The organism is Streptomyces sp. NPDC002133 (assembly GCF_040296405.1).
GTDB lineage: Bacteria > Actinomycetota > Actinomycetes > Streptomycetales > Streptomycetaceae > Streptomyces.
Genome location: NZ_JBEOXF010000021.1, coordinates 24,767 through 43,309 on the forward strand (window position 1 = coordinate 24,767; position 18,543 = coordinate 43,309).

Sequence of the window (18,543 nt, forward strand, 5' to 3'; positions counted from 1 at the left end):
ACGGCTCGGCCCGGGGGCCTCCCCGGCTTCGGGACGCTGTGCCGCCGTGACGTCAGTCGGTTCGCGACGGGCGTCCGGCGGCAGGAGGGCCGGGCCGGTTTACGGCTCGAACTTGTATCCCAGGCCCCGGACCGTGACCAGGTAGCGCGGAGCGCCCGGGTCGGGCTCGATCTTGGCGCGCAGGCGCTTGACGTGGACGTCGAGGGTCTTGGTGTCACCCACGTAGTCCGCGCCCCAGACGCGGTCGATCAGCTGCATACGGGTCAGCACACGGCCCGCGTTGCGCAGGAGCATCTCCAGCAGGTCGAACTCCTTGAGCGGCAGGTCGACCTTGCCGCCGGCGACGGTGACGACGTGACGGTCCACGTCCATCCGGACCGGGCCGGCCTCCAGGGCCGCGGGGGCGACCTCCTCCGGCTCGCCGCGGCGGCGCAGGACCGCGCGGATGCGGGCGACCAGCTCCCGCGAGGAGAAGGGCTTCGTCACGTAGTCGTCGGCTCCTATTTCCAGGCCGACGACCTTGTCGATCTCGCTGTCCTTCGCGGTCACCATGATGACCGGGACGTTGGAACGGCCGCGCAGCTGGCGGCAGACCTCGGTGCCGGGCAGGCCCGGCAGCATCAGGTCGAGGAGCACGAGGTCGGCGCCGTTGCGCTCGAACTCGTCGAGCCCTTCGGGACCTGTGGTCGCCACAGCGACCTCGAAGCCCTCCTTGCGGAGCATGTAGGAAAGAGCGTCGCTGAAGGATTCCTCGTCCTCGACGACAAGCACTCGGGTCACGGAAGGACCTCCGGGGCAGGCAGTGGTTCGCGTGGGGTGGTCCGGGGATCAGGACCGGGGTGGGATTCGGGGTGGGAATCGGATTCGGGATCACGACGGAACTCGTGACCGTGAGCGGTGCGGGGTGCGGGATCCGGGTCGGGATGGGAGACGGGAGCGGGTCCGGTATCAGGATCGGGATCCGGGTCCGCGTCGTACAGTCCCTCGTCGGCTTCGTCGGCGACGTGGCTGCGCGTACGGTCCCGGACGGAGCCTGCCTCCGGCAACCGCAGCGTGAAGGTGGAGCCCTGACCCTCGGTGCTCCACACCGTGACCTCCCCGCCGTGCGAGGCGGCCACGTGCTTGACGATGGCCAGGCCCAGGCCCGTACCTCCGGTCGCCCGGGAGCGGGCGGGGTCGACGCGGTAGAAGCGCTCGAAGACGCGCTCGCGGTCCTTCTCGGAGATACCGATGCCCTGGTCGGTGACGGCGATCTCGATCAGGTCCCCGCCGGACGCGGAGACACGCCGCGCCGCTATGCCGACCCGGGTGCGGGCAGGTGAGTAGTTGACGGCGTTCTCGACGAGATTGCCGAGGGCGGCGGCCAGCTGGCCGCGGTTTCCCCAGACGTACAGGTCGGCGGTGCCGCCGGCGGCCATGGTGATCTGTTTGGTGGAAGCGGTGTGGCGGGAGCGGTCGATGGCCTCGGCGACCAGCTCGTCCACCCGTACGGGCTCGGCGTCGTCCAGCGGGTCGTCGTTCTGCACCCGGGAGAGATCGATGAGCTCCTGCACGAGATTGGTGAGCCGGGTCGCCTCGATCTGCATCCGGCCCGCGAAGCGGGTGACCGCCTCGGGGTCGTCCGAGGCGTCCATGACCGCCTCGGAGAGCAGCGAGAGCGCGCCGACGGGAGTCTTGAGCTCATGGCTGACATTGGCGACGAAATCGCGCCGTACCGCTTCGATACGACGGGCTTCGGTGAGGTCCTCGACCAGCAGCAGCACGAGGCGGGATCCGAGCGGCGCGACCCGCGCGGAGACGGCGAGGGCCTCGCCGCGGCCGGTGCCGCGGCGAGGCAGGTCGAGCTCGACCTGGCGTATCTCGCCGTCGCGCCGGGTGTCACGGGCCATGTGCAGCATGGGCTCGATGGCCAGCTTTCCGCCCCTGACCAGACCCAGCGCGTACGCGGCAGAACTGGCCTTGACCACGGAGTCGCTCTCGTCGAGGACGACCGCGGAGGAGCGGAGCACCGAGAGCACGGTGTCGACGCCGGGCGGAAGCACGGCGTCCATGTGCAGGGATGTGCGGGTGGGTCTCGCCTGTTCGCGCTCGCTCCAACGGAACGCCAGCACGGCGATCACGCCGGTGCACACGCCGGCGATCGCAGCCAATGCGGCGACCGCCGCGTTCACGTCCATGCATCCAGGTTATGCGGGCGCCAGGGTGGTCTCCCAGCCATCCGAGTGGCACCTCGAACAGTCGTCGCTCAGAGTTCACCCGGGATAAAGTGCCGGTTCATTTGGGAGGGAGGATCCGGACGCGTTACGAACGGAACGTGGGAGCGTGGGGGTCTCAGCCCCACCCGACCCCCCGTTCACGTCAAGAGAGGGACTTCCCATGCGGGACGCGTACCACGAGGAACTCGATTCGATCGGCGAAGGCCTTGTCGAGATGGCACGGCTGGTCGGGTCCGCGATCGGGCGCGCCACGACGGCCATGCTCGACGCGGATCTGAAGCTCGCCGAGACCGTCATCGCCGCCGACCAGAAGGTCGACGATCTTCAGCACGACCTCGAGGCCCGCGCCATAGCCCTGCTGGCCCGCCAGCAGCCGGTGGCGACGGATCTGCGGATCGTGGTGACCTCCCTGCGGATGAGCGCGGACCTGGAGCGCTCCGGCGACCTGGCCCAGCACGTGGCCAAGCTGGCCCGGCTGCGCTTCCCGGACTCCGCGGTTCCGCAGGACCTGCACGCCACCATCCTGGAGATGGGTCAGCTGGCACAGCGCCTGATGGCCAAGGCGGCGGAGGTCATCATCACGAAGGACGTCGATCTGGCCCTCCAGCTGGAGACGGACGACGACGAGATGGACCAGCTGCACCGCGCGCTGTTCACGCACCTGATTGACGACCGCTGGAAGCACGGCATCGAGACGGCGGTCGACGTCACCCTGCTGGGCCGCTACTACGAGCGCTTCGCCGACCACGCGGTCTCGGTCGCCAAGCGCGTCGTCTACCTGGTGACGGGCGAGCACGCCGATGAGCTCCAGCCGGAGACGACGGTCGAGGGCGCATAGCCTCCGGCTCCCATGGCCGACGGGGCCGCTCCACCCGGCAACGCAGTGCAACGGTGAAGCGGCGCAAAGGGCCTGCGGAAAAGCGGGTCGGGGCGCGGGCACACCTGTGCGCCGTTGATGCGCCGGGCCCAGTGGGCATGAAATGGGGAAAGGCGACACACGCACGCCTTCGAGGAGGACCCCATGGCCGATTCCCCCACGACCGACCCCCAGCAGGACGCACCCGTCGAAGTGGCGACGCCCTCGCCCCGCCACCTGCCGCTCCTCGCCGCCTGCGGCTGCGGCTCCGGCTGTGGCTGCGGCTGCCAGTCGGGCGGGCCGTGCCAGTGCGGCGGCTGACCGGCCGCACCTGATCCACGACAGCAGAAGGGCCCCGTCCGCTTCTCCCGGACGGGGCCCTTCGGCTCGCACGCGCCGGCCAGGACCAGCCCGGACGGGGACCAGCCCTGGCCCGGCATGCACCGCGCGCCGTTCCTCAGTCCTCGAGCTCCAGCACGCCGACGGTCTCGCCGCCGCTGATCGTGACCCGCCTGCGATTCAGCGCGAGATCACGCTACTGGCAAATCAAGTGGCCGGGATGCTGTGGAGCAGCGCGCCCCCCTTCCCGTACACCGCCACCCGAATCTCTTTCTCAGCGTTCTCCTCCCACCCGGTGAATGCCTCTGCAACCTCCTGCGCCTGTTCCTTGCCCGTGTGGTCAGTGATCACCAGCCCGTGGACTGCTGCCCTGCGGGCCTTCCAAGGGGCAGGCGGCAGAGGTGGGCAGGTGCCGCCGGGCCTCCCCCGCTCTCTGTGGTTCACCACGGCTTTTCAGGGGGGCGGGCGGGCAGCCGGGCCGCGATGCCGGGGTGGTCTCTTCGTTCTAGGGCCTGTCCGACGGGTCGCGTCACCGACTCCGCACCCGACAGCACTGTCACCCGAATGGCCTAACAAGACGTGCCACCCACATGGGTGAAGATCAAGCTGACTAGTGCCCCAACCGAGGCAATCCGTGAAAGGGGAACCAAATGCGCATTCGACGAATCCTCGCCGCCGTCATCGCCACGGCAGCCCTCGCCGGACTCGGCCTCACAGGCGCCGCCACCGCCACCGCCGCACAGGGTGCCACATCCTACGTCACCCCTTATGAGTGCAAGCAGGGCGGCGGAACGCCCGATCTGGCGGAAAACCTCTGCAAGGGCGGTACGCACGACGGGGAGCAGGTCGACTGAACCCCACAAGGCGCCCCGCAGCCACGCGCCGCGGGGCGCTCCTGCGCGAGCGTAGCCGGGAGAGTCGCAGGGACTGTGCGACCCGTCGGGCACGCCAGGTCCGAGTCGGCCCGGAAGCACGCGGCGGGCGGGAGCTCCCGAACGCCGTCGCGCGCGAGCGCAGCGAGCTGCATCAAGGCTCTTGCCGAATACCTCGGACACTCCGACCCGGGGCTGTCGCTGAAGGTGTACGCGCACCTCATGCCGAGCAGTCGGGAGCGGGCCCGTAAGGCCGTGGGGCATGCACTCCGGCCGCAGAATCCGGAGGGCTGAGGGCCCAGAGTGGTCCCCGGGCCGTGAAAATGCCTCCCATCCGCACCGAAAGCGCAGGAGGGAGGCATGATCACCAGATCTACTTCTTCTTGCCCTGGTTCTTGACCGCCTCGATGGCCGCCGCCGCGGCCTCCGGGTCGAGGTACGTGCCGCCCGGCTTGACGGGCTTGAAGTCGGCGTCGAGTTCGTAGACGAGCGGGATGCCGGTCGGGATGTTGAGGCCGGCGATGTCGGCGTCGGAGATGCCGTCGAGGTGCTTGACCAGCGCGCGCAGGCTGTTGCCGTGGGCGGCGATCAGGACCGTGCGGCCCGCCAGCAGGTCCGGCACGATGCCGTCGTACCAGTACGGCAGCATGCGGACGACAACGTCCTTCAGGCACTCGGTGCGCGGGCGCAGCTCCGGCGGGATCGTCGCGTAGCGCGCGTCGTGGGCCTGGGAGAACTCGTTGTCGTCGGCGAGGGCCGGCGGCGGGGTGTCGTACGAGCGGCGCCACAGCATGAACTGCTCCTCGCCGAACTCGGCGAGGGTCTGCGCCTTGTCCTTGCCCTGCAGCGCGCCGTAGTGGCGCTCGTTCAGACGCCAGGAGCGGTGCACCGGGATCCAGTGGCGGTCCGCGGCCTCCAGCGAAAGCTGGGCTGTGCGGATGGCGCGCCTCTGGAGGGAGGTGTGGAGCACGTCGGGGAGCAGGCCGGCGTCCTTGAGCAGCTCACCGCCGCGCACAGCCTCCTTCTCGCCCTTCTCGGTGAGGTTGACGTCCACCCAGCCGGTGAACAGGTTCTTCGCGTTCCACTCGCTCTCGCCGTGGCGGAGCAGGATCAGCTTGTATGTCGCGTCGGCCATGGGCCCGAGCCTAATCGACGCCCGATGCGGCCGACGATTGACGTCCGCCGTCAATCGACTGGCGCCCGGGCACACCGGATCTGTAAGTTGCCGATCAGTGCAGTGCCACTTACAAACCGGGGGGAGTCCGTATGTCCGCAGCCACGCTCCGACGTGCCGCGAAGGAGAGCGTCTCAGGCCTTCCCCGGGAGTTCTGGTGGCTGTGGACCAGCACCCTGGTCAACCGGCTCGGCGCCTTCGTCGCGACCTTCATGGCCCTCTATCTCACCCTGGATCGGGGTTATTCGGCCTCGTACGCCGGACTCGTCGCCGCCCTGCACGGACTCGGCGGCGTCGTCTCGTCGCTCGGCGCGGGGGTGATGGCCGACCGGCTGGGGCGGCGGCCCACGCTGCTGATCGCGCAGACCTCGACCGCCCTGTCCGTCGCACTGCTCGGCTTCATGGAGCACCCGGTGGCGATCGCGGCCGTCGCCTGCCTCGTCGGTTTGACGAGCAACGCCTCCCGCCCCGCGGTGCAGGCGATGATGGCGGACATCGTGCGCCCCGAGGACCGGGTGCGGGCCTTCGCACTCAACTACTGGGCGATCAACCTCGGCTTCGCGATCTCCTCCGCGGCCGCCGGCCTCATCGCCGAGTACAGCTATCTCGCCGGCTTCCTCGGCGAGGCCGCGCTCACGCTCGTCTGCGCGGTGCTGGTCTTCGTCAAACTGCCGGAGTCCCGGCCCGAGCGCAGCGCAGCCGCGGACAAGACCGAGGCGGAGATCGGGCTCGGCACCGTCTTGCGGGACAGGCGGTTCATGGGCGTCGTCGGGCTCTCCTTCCTCATCTCGCTGATCTTCATGCAGGGGTCGGTCGGACTGCCGGTGGCTATGGGCCTGGACGGCTGGTCCCCTTCCGACTACGGACTCGTCATCGCGGTCAACGGCGTGCTGATCGTCGCCCTGCAGATCCCGGTCACCCGCTTCATCGAGCACCGCGACCCGCAACGGCTCCTGGTGATCTCCGCGCTGCTCGCGGGCTACGGCTTCGGGCTGACGGCCTTCGCCGGATCGATCGGCGTGTACGCGCTGACCGTGTGCGTCTGGACGCTGGCCGAGATCATCAACTCCCCCACCCAGATGGGCCTGGTGGTCCGCCTCTCCCCTGTCCACGGCCGCGGCCGCTATCAGGGCGTCTACACCATGTCCTGGTCGGTCGCCGCCCTGGTCGCCCCGCTGCTCGCGGGGTACGTGATCGACCACTTCGGCGCCGAGTGGCTGTGGGGCTCGTGCGGGGTGATCGGCACGGTGGCGGCGCTGGGTTACTGGCTGCTGATGCGCGCACTGCCGGGGGCGCCGACCGCCGACGGCCGGATTCCGGGCCCGGCCGTCCCCGCCACGGCCGAGCCCTCGGAGCGGGCGGACGCCTGAGGGGCTTGGGACCCGCGGGCCGCCGCTCCCTCCGCGTCAGCTCAGCAGTCGAGCGCGCGCTGCGCCTCGTACAGGTTCCGCGGCCGCACGTCGCCGGGCGAACCGTAGGCCTCGATCCGTGAGTTGAGCGCCCCGGTGAAGTCCGGCACGTCGATCTGATCGAACTCCCGCACCGTGGAGATGCCGACGGTCGCGCTGTACGGGGCGATCCCGTCGATCCGTACCAGGCCCGCCCGTTCGTTGGTCACCGTGACATTCCAGTGCGTGAAGCGCGCCCCGTACAGAGGTCCTGCGGACGCGTCGCCGCCGTGCCGCCCGTTGTTGTCGACGGTGATCTCGGTCCGTACGTTCGCGAACGGCATCCCGCGGTGCGTGTCGAAGGTGCCCATCTCCATCACGCCGCGGGACCAGACGTTGTAGCTGGACAGGCCCTCGACGTTGATGCCGTGCAGCTGGGTGCCGGCCGGGGCGGGCACGGTGCGCTGCTCGATGACGAAGTCCTCGACGAGGTTGTCGTGCGCGCCCTCGCGGCAGAAGTACGGGTGGTGCGAGCCGCGGCCCGCGACGCGGGTGCGGCGCAGCGTGCACGCGGAGGCGGCGACGAGCCCGAAGCCGTTGTCGACGTGGCGGACGGTGATGTCGTCGGCCCAGCAGTCGTACGCGCACTGGAAGGTGACGCCGTTGTGGCCCTTGTCGAGCAGATGGGGCGCCTGCGGGGTCTCGACCGCCTCCAGTGTCAGCCCTTCGACCCCGGAGCCGGTCAGCGCCTCGACGTGCGTGGTCAGGCGCGGGTCCCACTCGGGGCGTACGTCGAGGGGCAAGGGCCGCTCCAGCCACACCCGGTCCCCCCGCACGGACTCGACGCGCACGGGCCATTCGTAGGGCACGTAGGAGGTGAGCTTGGTCTTGTCGTCCCACACGTACGCCTCGGGGCCGGGGCCGTCCCCCGCCATGTGTTCGAGGAGGGTGTGCGCGGCGTCGTCGGCGAGGCGCAGCAGGACGAGTTGTCCGCGCCGCAGCGCCGACGGGTCGTCGACGGTCACGCAGCGGTCGCCGCGGCGGGCGGGGCGGACGGTGGTCAGGGTGCTCCACTCGTCGCGCCGGTTGCCGGTCCAGCCCTCGAAGGGCCAGGCCCGGGCCTGGATGGCGGCGGTGAGACTCTCGTAACGGGCCTGCGGGCACAGCCAGATGAGGCCGCCCGCCCACGACCAGCTGGATTTGTCGCCGCCGTAGCGGCTGCCGTACGGGCCGATGAGCTCGGTGAGGTTCTTCGTCGCGACGAGCTTGGTGCGGCCGCTGCCGGCGCCGCGCAGGACGACGTTGCTGTGGCCGATACGGATGACGTCGTCGATGCGGTAGGTGCCGGGCGGGATGAGGACCGTGCCGCCGCCGCGTTCGCCGGCAGCGGCGACGGCACGGTTGATCGCGGGGGCGGCGTCGGCGGAGCCGTCCGGCCGCGCCCCGAGATTCAGGACGTTCGCCACGACACGCGGCCTGGGGAAGTACGCCGCTCCGCCGCGCTGTCCCGCCCTGCCGACGAACGGGATCTGGGGGTGGGTGTACGGGGACGCGGCGAACTCCCGCCAGAGCGTTGCGGTCTCGCGGGTCCGGGGGGTCGCGGCATTCGCCGTACCGCCGGTCGCGGCGACCGCGGCCACGGCTATCGCACCGCCGAGCAGGCCCCGTCTGGTCAGCTGATCCATGTTGCCCACCTTCCACGTATATGAACGATGTTCATGTCCACGTCGGCGGTGAGCATGCCACGGCCCAGGCAGGGCGGGGAAGAGGTCGTGCAGAGGGTGTGCGTTGGCGATCTACTTCGCCGGGCGCTGGGTCAGATGCGTGAACGCGTCAAGATTTCGGGTGGACTCGCCGCGGGACACCCGCCACGCATACTCCTTGCGGATCGCGGTCGCGAAGCCCAGCTCCAGCAGGCTGTTGAACCCGCCGTCCGCCGCCTCCAGCACTGTGCCGAGCAGCCGGTCCAGCTCCTCGGGCGTGATGACCGAGAGCGGCAGCTTGCCGACCAGGTAGATGTCGCCGAGCGGGTCGATCGCGTAACTCACGCCGTACAGCCTGAGATTGCGCTCCAGCAGCCAGCGGTGGACACCCGCCTCGTTCTCGTCCGGGTGGCGGATGACGAAGGCGTTGACGGACAGCGAGTGCTGACCCACGATCAGCGAGCAGGTCGTCGACAGCTTGCGGGTGCCCGGCAGCTTCACGACGTACGAGCCCGGCTGGGGGCTCTCCCACTCCAGCTCGGCGTCCGTGAGCGTCTGCTCCAGGACCTTCAGCACGTCAGCCATGGTGGGAGCGTACGCGACGGCGGTGCTCGTGCATCGCCGCGGTGTACACGTCCGCGGTGGCGGAGGCCGCCGTGTCCCAGCCGAAGCCGCGCGCGTGGCGCGCTGCCGCGGCGCCCATGCGGCCCGCCAGCCGCGGCTCGTCCACGAAACGGCGCAGCGCGCGGGCGTAGTCCGCCGGGTCGTGCCCCGGCACCAGGAAGCCGGTCTCCCCGTCCCGCACCGCGACCGGAAGACCGCCCACGGAGGCCGCGACGACCGGTGTGCCCGTCGCCTGCGCCTCTATGGCGACCAGCCCGAAGGACTCGCTGTACGAGGGCATGACCAGCACGGACGCGGCGCGGAACCAGTCCGCGAGCAGGTTCTGCGCGACCGGCGGCCGGAAGCGTACGACGTCGGCGATCCCGAGCCGGGCCGCCAGCTTCTGCAGGCCCTCCGGCCTGGCGAGACCGCTGCCGCTGGGCCCGCCGACGACCGGCACGATCATGCGGTGGCGCAGGGTCGGATCCTGCTCCAGCAACAGGGCGACCGCGCGCAGCAGCACATCAGGGGCCTTCAGCGGCTGGATACGGCCGGCGAAGAGCGGGATCACGGCGTCCTGCGGGAGTCCGAGGCGGGCTCGGGCGGCGGCCCGGCCGTCGGCGACGCGGAAGCGCTCCAGGTTCACGCCGGGGTGGACGACGGCGACCTTGGCGGGGTCCGCGTCGTAATGGCGGATCAGCTCACCGGCCTCCTCCGCCGTGTTGGCGATCAGCCGGTCGGCGGCGTCGACGATCTGGGTCTCGCCGATGACGCGGGCCGCGGGCTCGGGCGTGTCGCCCTCGGCGAGCGCGGCGTTCTTGACCTTGGCCATGGTGTGCATGGCATGGACGAGCGGAACGCCCCAGCGCTCGGCGGCGAGCCAGCCGACATGGCCGGAGAGCCAGTAGTGGGAGTGGACCAGGTCGTAGTGGCCGGGCCGGTGGCCCGCCCAAGCCTGCATCACGCCGTGCGTGAAGGCGCACAACTGGGCCGGGAGGTCCTCCTTGGCCAGGCCCTCGTAGGGTCCCGCGTCCACGTGCCGGACCAGCACACCGGGCGCGAGCTCTACGACCGGCGCCAGCCCGCCCGCGGTCGCCCGGGTGAAGATCTCCACCTCGACGCCGATGGCGGCGAGCCGCTTGGCGAGCTCCACGATGTAGACGTTCATGCCGCCCGCGTCGCCCGTCCCCGGCTGGTGCAGGGGGGAGGTGTGCACGCTCAGCATGGCGACGCGGCGCGGCCTGCGGTGATGTCCGGTAAGCCGCAGCCGGGGCGGCGATGCCAGGGTTCCGGCGAGCCGGGACACGTACTGGCTCACGTGGACGGTCCTCTCCGCTCGGGTGCGCTCGCTGCTCGGCCCGCCTGAGGATGGGCATGCCGACAAAGGGCGCTCGCTGCCCTTCAAGCGCAAGAACAGCGGAACGGTCTCTTTCATTTCCGCTTTGCCGAATCATTGCCGAGTGCATCCGAGCGCACCCGGGTGAATCGGCGCGCGGCCCGGTGTGTCGTGCGGGCCACTGTGCCCGGCGTGCCGTAGGTGCCCCGTCCGCCCTTACCCTCGTTCACATGTCCGCGCGCACCATCCCGCCCCCGAGCCGCCCCGTGGGCGCGGTGACCCGTGGCACCACCAACCCGAACCGGCTGCGCCGCATGGACCGCTGGATCGCCGCCGTGCACGGCCCGGCGCTGCGCCGTTCGGCCGCCGCGCCGGTCGCCGTGGACCTCGGGTACGGGGCCGCCCCCTGGACCGCCGTGGAGCTGCTGCAGCGGCTGCGTGCCGCCGAGCCGCGGTCGAAGGTCGTCGGCATAGAGATAGAGCCGGCCCGGGTCGCGGCGGCGCGCCCGTACGAGCGGGACGGGCTGCGCTTCCTGCACGGCGGCTTCGAGGTCCCACTGCCGGAGCGGCCCCTGCTCATACGGGCGGCGAACGTGCTGCGCCAGTACGACGAGGACCAGGTCGCCGCGGTGTGGGAGAGGCTGTGCGCCCGCCTCGCGCCGGGCGGCCTGCTGGTCGAGGGGACGTGCGACGAGATAGGGCGGCGGCACGTGTGGGTGGCGCTGGGACCGGAGGGGCCGCGGACGGTGACCTTCGCCACCCGGCTGGGTTCGCTTGAGCGGCCGTCGGACCTGGCGGAGCGGCTGCCCAAGGCGCTCATCCACCGGAACGTGCCGGGCGAGCCCGTGCACGCGTTTCTGCGCGACTTCGACCGGGCGTGGGCGGCGGCGGCCCCGTACGCCACGCTGGGAGCCCGCCAACGGTGGATGAGAGCCGTGCGCGATCTGGCCGCCGACTGGCCGCTGACGGGGGCGGGTTCGGACGGGCTGCGCCGGTGGCGGCAGGGCGAAGTCACCGTGAAATGGCCGGCCCTGGCACCCAATTCCGGCTGAACGGACGCAACACGGGGATCCGGGGAACACGGGACCGGGTTCGTTCGTCTTTGACAAATGGATGTGATCAGGCGGTACCCGGCGCGTGGCCCTGTCGCTTTTGCGGAGGGCGTGGCACCATCACGACGTCGTGCGTAAGTTACTGACGGTAAATCACATTTAGAGGGGGAGCTTGTGAACCGACGCCGCTGTGCTGCCGCCGCGATCACCGTGGTCTGCGCCGTGACGTTGCTGGCGGCGCCGGGCCAGGCGTTCGCAGCGCCTTCGTCGCTCCTGGCTCCCGCATCGATCGCCGCGCCTGCGGCGCCCGCCGCGCCCGAACCGGCCCCGCCCGCACCCCCGAAGAAGACCCTCGAAGAGATCCGCGTGGAGCTCGACGGCCTCTACGCCAGGGCCGCGTCCGCCACCGACGCGTACAACCTCGCCGAGGAGCAGGCGAAGAAGCAGTCGGCCGAGATCGTCGAGCTGGCCCGGGAGATAGTGAAGGGCCAGGACCGGATCGCCGACCTCAAGGACCGTGCGGGCGCCGCCGCCCGCGCACAGTACCGGGGCGGCGGACTGCCGCCCGAGGCCCAGTTGATGCTGACGGACGACCCGCAGCTCTTCCTCGACAGCGCAGGCCGCTTCCAGCAGGGCCAGAAGGCGACGAAGGACCTCATCGCCGAACTCGAGCAGACCCAGGCCGACTTGGCGGCGTACACCAAGGAGGCCGGCGCCCAGTGGACCAGGCTGGAAGCCAACCGGGTCAGGCAGGAGAAGGCCAAGAAGGAGATCAACCAGCAGATCGCCGCCGCGAAGAAGATCGAGTCGCAGCTCGAGAAGGAGGAGCGGGAGCGACTGCTGAAGCTGGAGGAGGAGGCGGCGTACCGGGCGCAGACGGCCTGGCTGAGCTCCGGCGTCCTGAAGAACATCGCGGCCGGCAGCGCGAGCAAGCAGGGCAGGAAGGCCATCGCCTTCGCGACCGCGCAGATCGGCAAGCCGTACGTGTGGGGCGCCGAGGGGCCCGGTTCGTACGACTGCTCCGGTCTGACCTCGCAGGCCTGGGCGGCGGCGGGGCGGGGCATCCCGCGGACCTCGCAGGAGCAGTGGCGACTGCTGCCGCGCGTCGACATCAAGGACATGCGGCCCGGCGACCTGATCATCTACCACGCCGACGCCAGCCATGTGGGGATGTACGTGGGTGACGGGGCGATCGTCCACGCGCCGCGGCCGGGACGGCATGTGACGCTGGCCGGCGCGGGTTCGATGGCGATCCTCGGAGTCGTGCGCCCGGACAAATAGGCCGGGAAGGTGCCGTATGTCTTGTGCACACCGAATGCCGGGACTTGCACCCGTACGGGTGGGCGGAACGTGAGCGGAACCACGTAACTGACATCGTGGTGACAGGCGTCACGCGGCGATCTCGTGACCCCGGTCACCAGCGACGCGTGACGTTCGTCATCACCGGTGGGGCAACTACCTCCCGATGCGCGGCATATGCCATCCGCTCTTCTCGCCACGCCATTCCAATGCACCACCCGCTACCGCTATGGTCCCCGTCTGGCGGGACGTCGATCGTCGACCTGCCGCGCCCTCGGGGGGAGGGAAGGAAACCAGACAGATGCCCGTACCCGTTCCGCGCCAGCGGACCGGCTCGCCCGTAGCAGTACCGGCCCCCGCCGTACCGCCTGTCTCCGTACCGCCCATGCGCGACACCGTCACCGAGACCACCAACGGCACCGACCTCACGCTCCTCGTCATCGAGGACGACCCGGCAGGCACGTTCACCGTCCCCGAGATGCTCGACGCGGCCGGGACCCGTGTGCGTATCCGTACCGCCCGCAACCTCACCGAGGCCGAGCGGCTGCTCACGGACGACATCCACTGCATCCTCGTCGACCTGGCCCTGCCCGGACGCGTACGCGGCCAGTCCGACGAGGACGCCGACGAGCTCGCCGTCCTGCGGCACGTCCTGCGCCTCGCGCCGTGCCACGCCGTGCTGGCGCTCACCGCCGAGGCGGACGCCGAGCGGGCGGCCGAGGCGGTGCGCGTGGGCGCTCAGGACTTCCTGCTCCGCACCGAGCTGGACGGCCGGACCCTGAGCCGCGCCATCCGGTACGCCGTCGAACGCAAGCGCGCCGACACCGCGCAGGTGAAGCTGGCCGAGTCACGGCTGCGGGCGCAGGAGAACGCCCGTCTGGAGCGCGGCCTGCTGCCCACGCCCCTCCTCCAGGGCTCGGATCTGCGGTTCGCCGCCCGCTACCGGCCGGGCCGCTCCCGCGCTCTGCTCGGTGGCGACTTCTACGACACGGTCCGCACCCCGGACGGCACGGTCCACGCCATGATCGGCGACGTCTGCGGCCACGGGCCGGACGAGGCGGCGCTCGGCGTGGAGCTGCGGATCGCGTGGCGGGCGCTGACGTTCGCGGGGCTGTGCGGCGACGAGCTGCTCTCCACGCTGCAGCAGGTGCTGGAGCACGAGCGGGAGAGCGACGAGATCTTCGCGACGCTCTGCATGGTCGACATCGCGCCGGACGGGCGTCGGGCGGGCCTGTGCCTGGCCGGCCACCCCTCCCCCCTGATCGCCCGCAGGGGCCAGGCGGCGCAGCTTCTCCCGTACGAGAACGGCGGCCCGGCACTCGGCCTGCTGCCGAACGCCCGCTGGCCGCGCCGTCAGGTCGAGCTGGGCGCGGCCTGGAGCCTGATGATGTACACGGACGGACTCATCGAGGGCCGGACCTCCCCGGACGGGGAGCGCCTGGGCCAGGACGGCATGGTCGAGATGATCAACCGTCGGCTGGCGGCGGGGCTCCGCGGTGAGGCACTGCTCGAAGCCGCGGTGGCCGAGGTGCGGGAGTTGAACGGCGGGGACCTGACGGACGACGTGGCCGTGCTGCTGCTGGACCGCGTGCGCTGACGGATCCGGCAGGACCCCGGCGGGCCCGGACTCGGCGAGCCGGACTCGACGGGCGGGAGCCGCGGGCGGGCAGACCGGAAGCCTCCCTGGACGGCCCCTGGCCGGGCCCCGACGGGCCCCGGTCCTACCGGCCGCCGTTGTACGGACCGTACGGACCGTCGCTGCTGGACCCGCCGCGGCGGCCACGGCCGCCCGAGACCTGCTGGAGCGCGGGCCGCACGTCGACGAGGAAGACGATCGTCGCGATCAGGCCGGCGATCTGCAGGAACAGCATCTGCAGGAAGAGATCCACCGCGACCGTGACGCCCAGCAGAATCAGCCAGAGCATCTTGGTCTGCTTGTCGGCGGCGCGGTAGGCGTCCTCGCGCGCGAGGGCGGCCATGACCAGCGCGGCTACCGCCAGGACAAGCATGACCAGGCCGAGCACCAGCCAGAGGAGACTTTCGAATCCGCCCATCCACATGCCGATCATGAGCACCGCCTAAGAGTGATGTGAAGCGCCTCGCGGCCAACGTACCCCGTATCTACCCACGGCAACGGGCCGGGCACCGATGACGTGCCCGGCCCGTGAGGGCGTCGGCCTGGTTGTCAGGTCCTACTTTCCGGAGGAAGGGCTGCTCTTCTTGGCCGCCGGCTTACGCACCGGTGCCTTGCGGGGAGCCGGGGCGGCGGCATTGGGCCGACCATCCGTGGTGGCCTTGGCCTCGGGAGCGCTCTTCACCGAGGTGCCGTTGGCCGTGGGCTCGGAGCTCTTGGACTCCTCCGCCTTGGGCTCGACGGCGATCGCGATCTCGGCGATCTCCTCGGCCGCCTCGCCGCGCCAGGCCTTCACGGTCTGCTCGCCGTGCTCGGCGACCTTCTCGTACGTCTCGCGGGCGCGGACCGCGTACTCGGCGGCCACCCCCACGCCCCGCAGTGCCAGGTCCTGGGCGGTCTCGCCCAGCTTCTTCAGATCGGTGTCCAGGGTTCCGAGCACCTCGGTGACCTTGGCCTGGACGGTGGCCTGGGCCTCCTTGGCCTGGGCGGTCACCTTCTCCTGCACGGCCTTCGGGTCGGTCTCCCGCACCGCCTCGAACCGCGCGGGCGCCTCGGCCCGCAGCTGCTCGATCAGCGCGGGCACCTTCTTGGCCTGCTGCACGGCGAGGTCGGCCGTGCCGGCCGCGAAGTAGAGGGGGGTCGGGTCGGTGAACGTCTTGCGCAGGTCATCAGCGATGGCCATGACTGTGGTCCTCCCGGATCGCAGAGTCAGAGTTCTGGTTCACGTACGGGTGATGCGGGTCCATCGGCACCACGTGCGTCGGCCGTGCGGGGGCCGTCATCGGCGGTGTCCTTATCCGTATCGGCGTCGAAGCCGTTCTCCTTGCGGAACGAGTCGTAGATCTGCAGAAGAACCTGCTTCTGCCGCTCGTTGATCGACGGGTCGGCGAGGATGACGGCCCGCGTCTCCAGCTCGTCCCGCTCCCGCTCGTCCAGAATCCCGGCCCGTACGTACAGCGTCTCGGCCGAGATCCGCAGCGCCTTCGCGACCTGCTGCAACACCTCGGCGCTGGGCTTGCGCAGCCCGCGCTCGATCTGGCTGAGGTACGGATTCGACACCCCGGCGGCGTCGGCGAGCTGCCGCAGCGAGAGCTGGGCGTTGCGCCGCTGCTCGCGAAGGTAGTCACCGAGATTGCCGACGTTGAGTGATGCCATGCCCCCGATACTGCGACATTGGCGCTAACAATTGCAAGCACCTGCTTGCAAAAGTGTGCCCCGTCACGCTCGGACGGAGCAGGGTCCGAGGAAATCGCGAGGACATAGGCTCCGGCCCATGGGTGGGTTCTTGCCGTTCCTGATGCTTGCCGGTGGCCTCGCCGCTGTCGTGGGCTTCTTCACCTGGGTGGCCGTCCACGTCCGCCGCCGCGGCCTCGCCGGCGCGGCCGTCCGCGCGGCCATGGCCTCCTACGACGAGGCGTTCCGTGTGACCGCGCACGAGTCCTACTACGAGATCCGGGCGCAGTCGGAACGCAAGGCGCCCCTCCTGTCGCCCGACGGCCATCGGAGGCCGAGCGACGACGACACGGGCCGGCGAGTCGCGGCGAGCCGGCGACCACGTCAGCCGCGTCCTCGCCGCGGACGCGGTGAGCTCCGCCGGCTGGTCGACCGCCTGAGGCGCGTTCGCTGACCGTCGTCCTCATCCACGGTCCCCGCGGGGACACCGTCCACGCGTACACCGTCCACGCGTGCACCGTCCACGCGTGCACCGTCTCCGCGTCGCGTGTCCGTTTCGTCCTGCGTCCGCTGTCCGCTCAGCCGTTGCCGCGAGGGGCGGCGGCCCGGGCGGCCGGGTCGGCGCCGGTGCGGCTCAGGTCCCTTACGTAGCGGATCCCCGGACGGCCGACCAGCACCATCTCGCCGGTCGGTACGAATCCCGTACGGGCGAGCACGGCTCGCGAGCCGGCGTTGTCGCGGGTCGTCACGGCCCGCAACGTGGCCAGTCCGTACTCCGACGCGGCAAGCACGCACACCTGGCGGACGGCGCTCGTGGCCAGGCCCTGGCCGGCCGCCTTCTCGGCGATCCGGTACCCGATCTCGGCGGAGCCGTCCGCCACGTCGATCAGGTTGACCCGCCCCAGGATGTCGCCGCCGCTGTCCACCAGCACATGGAAGACGTGGAGTCCGGCGTCCTGCTCGGCGAGCAAGTCGCTGTGGCGTGCGTCGAATTCGGCGAAGTAGTCGTCGCCACGGTCGGGAATGGACGCGGCGAAGTAGGCCCGGTTCTCCTGCTCGAACGCGAGCAAGGCCGGGGCGTGGTCGAGGCGGAGGCGCTGGAGTTCGGGCATGGGAGAACGGTACGCATCAGCGGAACGCCGCGGCGTTGCGCACCGCCCACTCGGCGAAGGTACGCGTCGGCCGGCCGAGGACCCGCTCCGCGTCGGGGCTCCCCCGCCGTTCGGCTGCCGTCGGTTCGCCCAGGATGGAGAGGGTGCCGTCCACCACCGGTTCGGGCATGAACCGGAGCATGGCCGAGCGGGCCTCGGCTCGGGCGAGTTCGGTGAAGCGGAGCGGTGTGCCCAGGACGTCGCCGATGGCGTGGGCCTGTTCGCGCGGGCGTCCGACGTTCCCGGTGGCTCCGGTCACCGTCGCCCTCAACCGCGCGGTCGCGGTGGCCGAGGTAGAGGGCCCGAAGGCGGCGCTCGCCCAGGTGGAGGGCCTGGGCGCACGGATCGACGGCTACCACGTGTTCCACGCCGTGCGCGCCGACCTGTTGCGCCGCCTGGGTCGTAGGGAAGAGGCCGCCGAGGCGTACGAGGCGGCGAGCGCCCGCACGCAGAACGTGGCCGAGCGGGACTTCATGCGGCACAGCCGCGAAGCGCTCGGCTGGTGCTGCGCACACGAGCGGCTGATGCACCGCACCCGAGCGTTCGAGCGAACGACAGCGCGAACGGAAAGTCCACTTTCGAATAATCCGCCACGGATTCATCTTGTTACGCTGGCACGCATGACCGCCATGACACCCGCCCGCACCGCCCCCGACCTGTCCTTTCTCCTCGACCACACCAGTCATGTGCTGCGCACCCGGATGGCCGCCGCACTCGGCGAGATCGGCCTGACCGCGCGAATGCACTGCGTACTCGTGCACGCCCTGGAGGAGGAGCGGACACAGGCGCAGCTCGCGGAGATCGGCGACATGGACAAGACCACCATGGTCGTGACCGTGGACGCCCTGGAGGAGGCCGGACTGGCCGAGCGGCGCCCGTCCGGCCGGGACCGGCGCGCGCGGATCATCGCCGTGACCGAGGAGGGTGCGCGGATCGCCGAGAAGAGCCAGAAGATCGTGGATCGCGTGCACGCGGAGGCGCTCGGCACGCTCGCCAACGAGGACAGGGAAACGCTGCTGCGGGCGCTGAACCAGCTGGCCGACGACGGTCTGGCCACTCCGACCGACAGTCCGCGGCCGACCCGGCGGGCGAGGCAGCGCGGAAAGTGAGACGGCCGGAGGAGTTGAGACGGCGGGAGAAGTGAGGCGGTGGGAAGCGCGGCGCCAGGAAGCTCGGCACCAGGAAGCGAGGCGGCGCGGGAAGCGGAACACCGCCGAGATATCGATCTGAGATAGATAGTCTGCAAC

At 70.8% G+C, this 18,543-nt stretch carries 20 protein-coding genes and 2 pseudogenes; 11 read left to right on the forward strand and 11 right to left on the reverse strand.

Annotation, left to right across the window (positions count from 1 at the left end):
- Positions 1–99 precede the first annotated feature (99 nt).
- Both phoP and phoR read right to left on the reverse strand, forming a co-directional pair.
- A complete protein-coding gene (gene phoP, locus ABT078_RS20915; protein WP_064067557.1) occupies positions 100–780 on the reverse strand; it encodes a two-component system response regulator PhoP in 681 nt (226 codons plus the stop codon).
- Entirely contained in the window at positions 777–2,177 is a 1,401-nt protein-coding gene (phoR, locus tag ABT078_RS20920) for a two-component system sensor histidine kinase PhoR (protein ID WP_351229815.1), read from the reverse strand. Before phoR ends, phoP begins: the two co-directional genes overlap by 4 nt.
- Positions 2,178–2,376: 199 nt before the next feature.
- On the opposite strand from phoR, the gene phoU reads away from it, so the two are divergent.
- The 4 genes and pseudogenes from phoU to ABT078_RS20940 form a co-directional block, all read left to right on the forward strand.
- Entirely contained in the window at positions 2,377–3,054 is a 678-nt protein-coding gene (gene phoU, locus ABT078_RS20925; RefSeq protein WP_351229817.1) for a phosphate signaling complex protein PhoU, read from the forward strand.
- Between the two features lie 183 nt (positions 3,055–3,237).
- Positions 3,238–3,393: a hypothetical protein gene (locus ABT078_RS20930; RefSeq protein WP_351229819.1), complete on the forward strand. Its 156-nt coding sequence runs from the start codon at positions 3,238–3,240 to the stop codon at positions 3,391–3,393.
- A gap of 668 nt (positions 3,394–4,061) precedes the next feature.
- The gene (locus ABT078_RS20935; RefSeq protein WP_351229821.1) at positions 4,062–4,265 is read left to right on the forward strand and encodes a hypothetical protein; all 204 of its coding nucleotides are present in this window, start codon (positions 4,062–4,064) and stop codon (positions 4,263–4,265) included.
- Between the two features lie 159 nt (positions 4,266–4,424).
- Positions 4,425–4,577 (forward strand): annotated as a pseudogene (locus tag ABT078_RS20940) (site-specific integrase); the annotation flags it as partial.
- 79 nt (positions 4,578–4,656) lie between these two features.
- On the opposite strand, the gene ABT078_RS20945 reads toward ABT078_RS20940, so the two are convergent.
- Entirely contained in the window at positions 4,657–5,418 is a 762-nt protein-coding gene (locus ABT078_RS20945) for a phosphoglyceromutase (RefSeq protein WP_351229823.1), read from the reverse strand.
- Between the two features lie 131 nt (positions 5,419–5,549).
- On the opposite strand from ABT078_RS20945, the gene ABT078_RS20950 reads away from it, so the two are divergent.
- On the forward strand, positions 5,550–6,827 hold the full coding sequence (locus ABT078_RS20950) for an MDR family MFS transporter (protein ID WP_351229825.1): 1,278 nt from the start codon (positions 5,550–5,552) through the stop codon (positions 6,825–6,827).
- A gap of 41 nt (positions 6,828–6,868) precedes the next feature.
- Here ABT078_RS20950 and ABT078_RS20955 read toward each other — a convergent pair whose 3' ends face one another.
- From ABT078_RS20955 to mshA, 3 genes are all read right to left on the reverse strand, one after another.
- Positions 6,869–8,530, reverse strand: a complete 1,662-nt coding sequence (locus tag ABT078_RS20955; protein ID WP_351229827.1) for a glycosyl hydrolase family 28-related protein — start codon at positions 8,528–8,530, stop codon at positions 6,869–6,871.
- A gap of 111 nt (positions 8,531–8,641) precedes the next feature.
- Positions 8,642–9,133 carry a type III secretion system chaperone family protein gene (locus ABT078_RS20960; protein ID WP_351229829.1) on the reverse strand — a complete coding sequence of 164 codons (492 nt, stop codon included), beginning with the start codon at positions 9,131–9,133 and terminating at the stop codon, positions 8,642–8,644.
- Complete coding sequence (mshA, locus tag ABT078_RS20965; protein WP_351229831.1) at positions 9,126–10,469, reverse strand: D-inositol-3-phosphate glycosyltransferase; 1,344 nt, start codon at positions 10,467–10,469, stop codon at positions 9,126–9,128. Before mshA ends, ABT078_RS20960 begins: the two co-directional genes overlap by 8 nt.
- Before the next feature lie 248 nt (positions 10,470–10,717).
- Between mshA and ABT078_RS20970 the strand changes: the two genes are divergently transcribed.
- From ABT078_RS20970 to ABT078_RS20980, 3 genes are all read left to right on the forward strand, one after another.
- A complete protein-coding gene (locus ABT078_RS20970; RefSeq protein ID WP_351229833.1) occupies positions 10,718–11,539 on the forward strand; it encodes a class I SAM-dependent methyltransferase in 822 nt (273 codons plus the stop codon).
- A gap of 174 nt (positions 11,540–11,713) precedes the next feature.
- Entirely contained in the window at positions 11,714–12,820 is a 1,107-nt protein-coding gene (locus ABT078_RS20975) for a C40 family peptidase (RefSeq protein WP_351229835.1), read from the forward strand.
- 319 nt (positions 12,821–13,139) lie between these two features.
- Entirely contained in the window at positions 13,140–14,435 is a 1,296-nt protein-coding gene (locus tag ABT078_RS20980) for a PP2C family protein-serine/threonine phosphatase (protein WP_351229837.1), read from the forward strand.
- 124 nt (positions 14,436–14,559) lie between these two features.
- Here the strand turns inward: ABT078_RS20980 and ABT078_RS20985 are convergent, their stop codons facing one another.
- From ABT078_RS20985 to ABT078_RS20995, 3 genes are all read right to left on the reverse strand, one after another.
- A complete protein-coding gene (locus ABT078_RS20985; protein WP_351229967.1) occupies positions 14,560–14,898 on the reverse strand; it encodes a DUF2516 family protein in 339 nt (112 codons plus the stop codon).
- Between the two features lie 132 nt (positions 14,899–15,030).
- The gene (locus ABT078_RS20990; protein ID WP_351229839.1) at positions 15,031–15,654 is read right to left on the reverse strand and encodes a hypothetical protein; all 624 of its coding nucleotides are present in this window, start codon (positions 15,652–15,654) and stop codon (positions 15,031–15,033) included.
- 26 nt (positions 15,655–15,680) lie between these two features.
- On the reverse strand, positions 15,681–16,127 hold the full coding sequence (locus ABT078_RS20995) for a helix-turn-helix domain-containing protein (RefSeq protein WP_351229841.1): 447 nt from the start codon (positions 16,125–16,127) through the stop codon (positions 15,681–15,683).
- Positions 16,128–16,245: 118 nt separating this feature from the next.
- Between ABT078_RS20995 and ABT078_RS21000 the strand changes: the two genes are divergently transcribed.
- Positions 16,246–16,599 carry a hypothetical protein gene (locus ABT078_RS21000; RefSeq protein ID WP_351229843.1) on the forward strand — a complete coding sequence of 118 codons (354 nt, stop codon included), beginning with the start codon at positions 16,246–16,248 and terminating at the stop codon, positions 16,597–16,599.
- Positions 16,600–16,723: 124 nt separating this feature from the next.
- Here the strand turns inward: ABT078_RS21000 and ABT078_RS21005 are convergent, their stop codons facing one another.
- Together ABT078_RS21005 and ABT078_RS21010 are read right to left on the reverse strand one after the other, a co-directional pair.
- Entirely contained in the window at positions 16,724–17,257 is a 534-nt protein-coding gene (locus tag ABT078_RS21005) for a GNAT family N-acetyltransferase (RefSeq protein WP_351229845.1), read from the reverse strand.
- Positions 17,258–17,273: 16 nt separating this feature from the next.
- Positions 17,274–17,555 carry a Rossmann-fold NAD(P)-binding domain-containing protein gene (locus tag ABT078_RS21010; RefSeq protein ID WP_351229847.1) on the reverse strand — a complete coding sequence of 94 codons (282 nt, stop codon included), beginning with the start codon at positions 17,553–17,555 and terminating at the stop codon, positions 17,274–17,276.
- Position 17,556: 1 nt separating this feature from the next.
- On the opposite strand from ABT078_RS21010, the pseudogene ABT078_RS21015 reads away from it, so the two are divergent.
- Together ABT078_RS21015 and ABT078_RS21020 are read left to right on the forward strand one after the other, a co-directional pair.
- Positions 17,557–17,793 (forward strand): annotated as a pseudogene (locus ABT078_RS21015) (RNA polymerase sigma factor); the annotation flags it as partial.
- Positions 17,794–17,916: 123 nt separating this feature from the next.
- Positions 17,917–18,405 carry a MarR family winged helix-turn-helix transcriptional regulator gene (locus ABT078_RS21020; RefSeq protein ID WP_351229969.1) on the forward strand — a complete coding sequence of 163 codons (489 nt, stop codon included), beginning with the start codon at positions 17,917–17,919 and terminating at the stop codon, positions 18,403–18,405.
- Positions 18,406–18,543 lie beyond the last annotated feature (138 nt).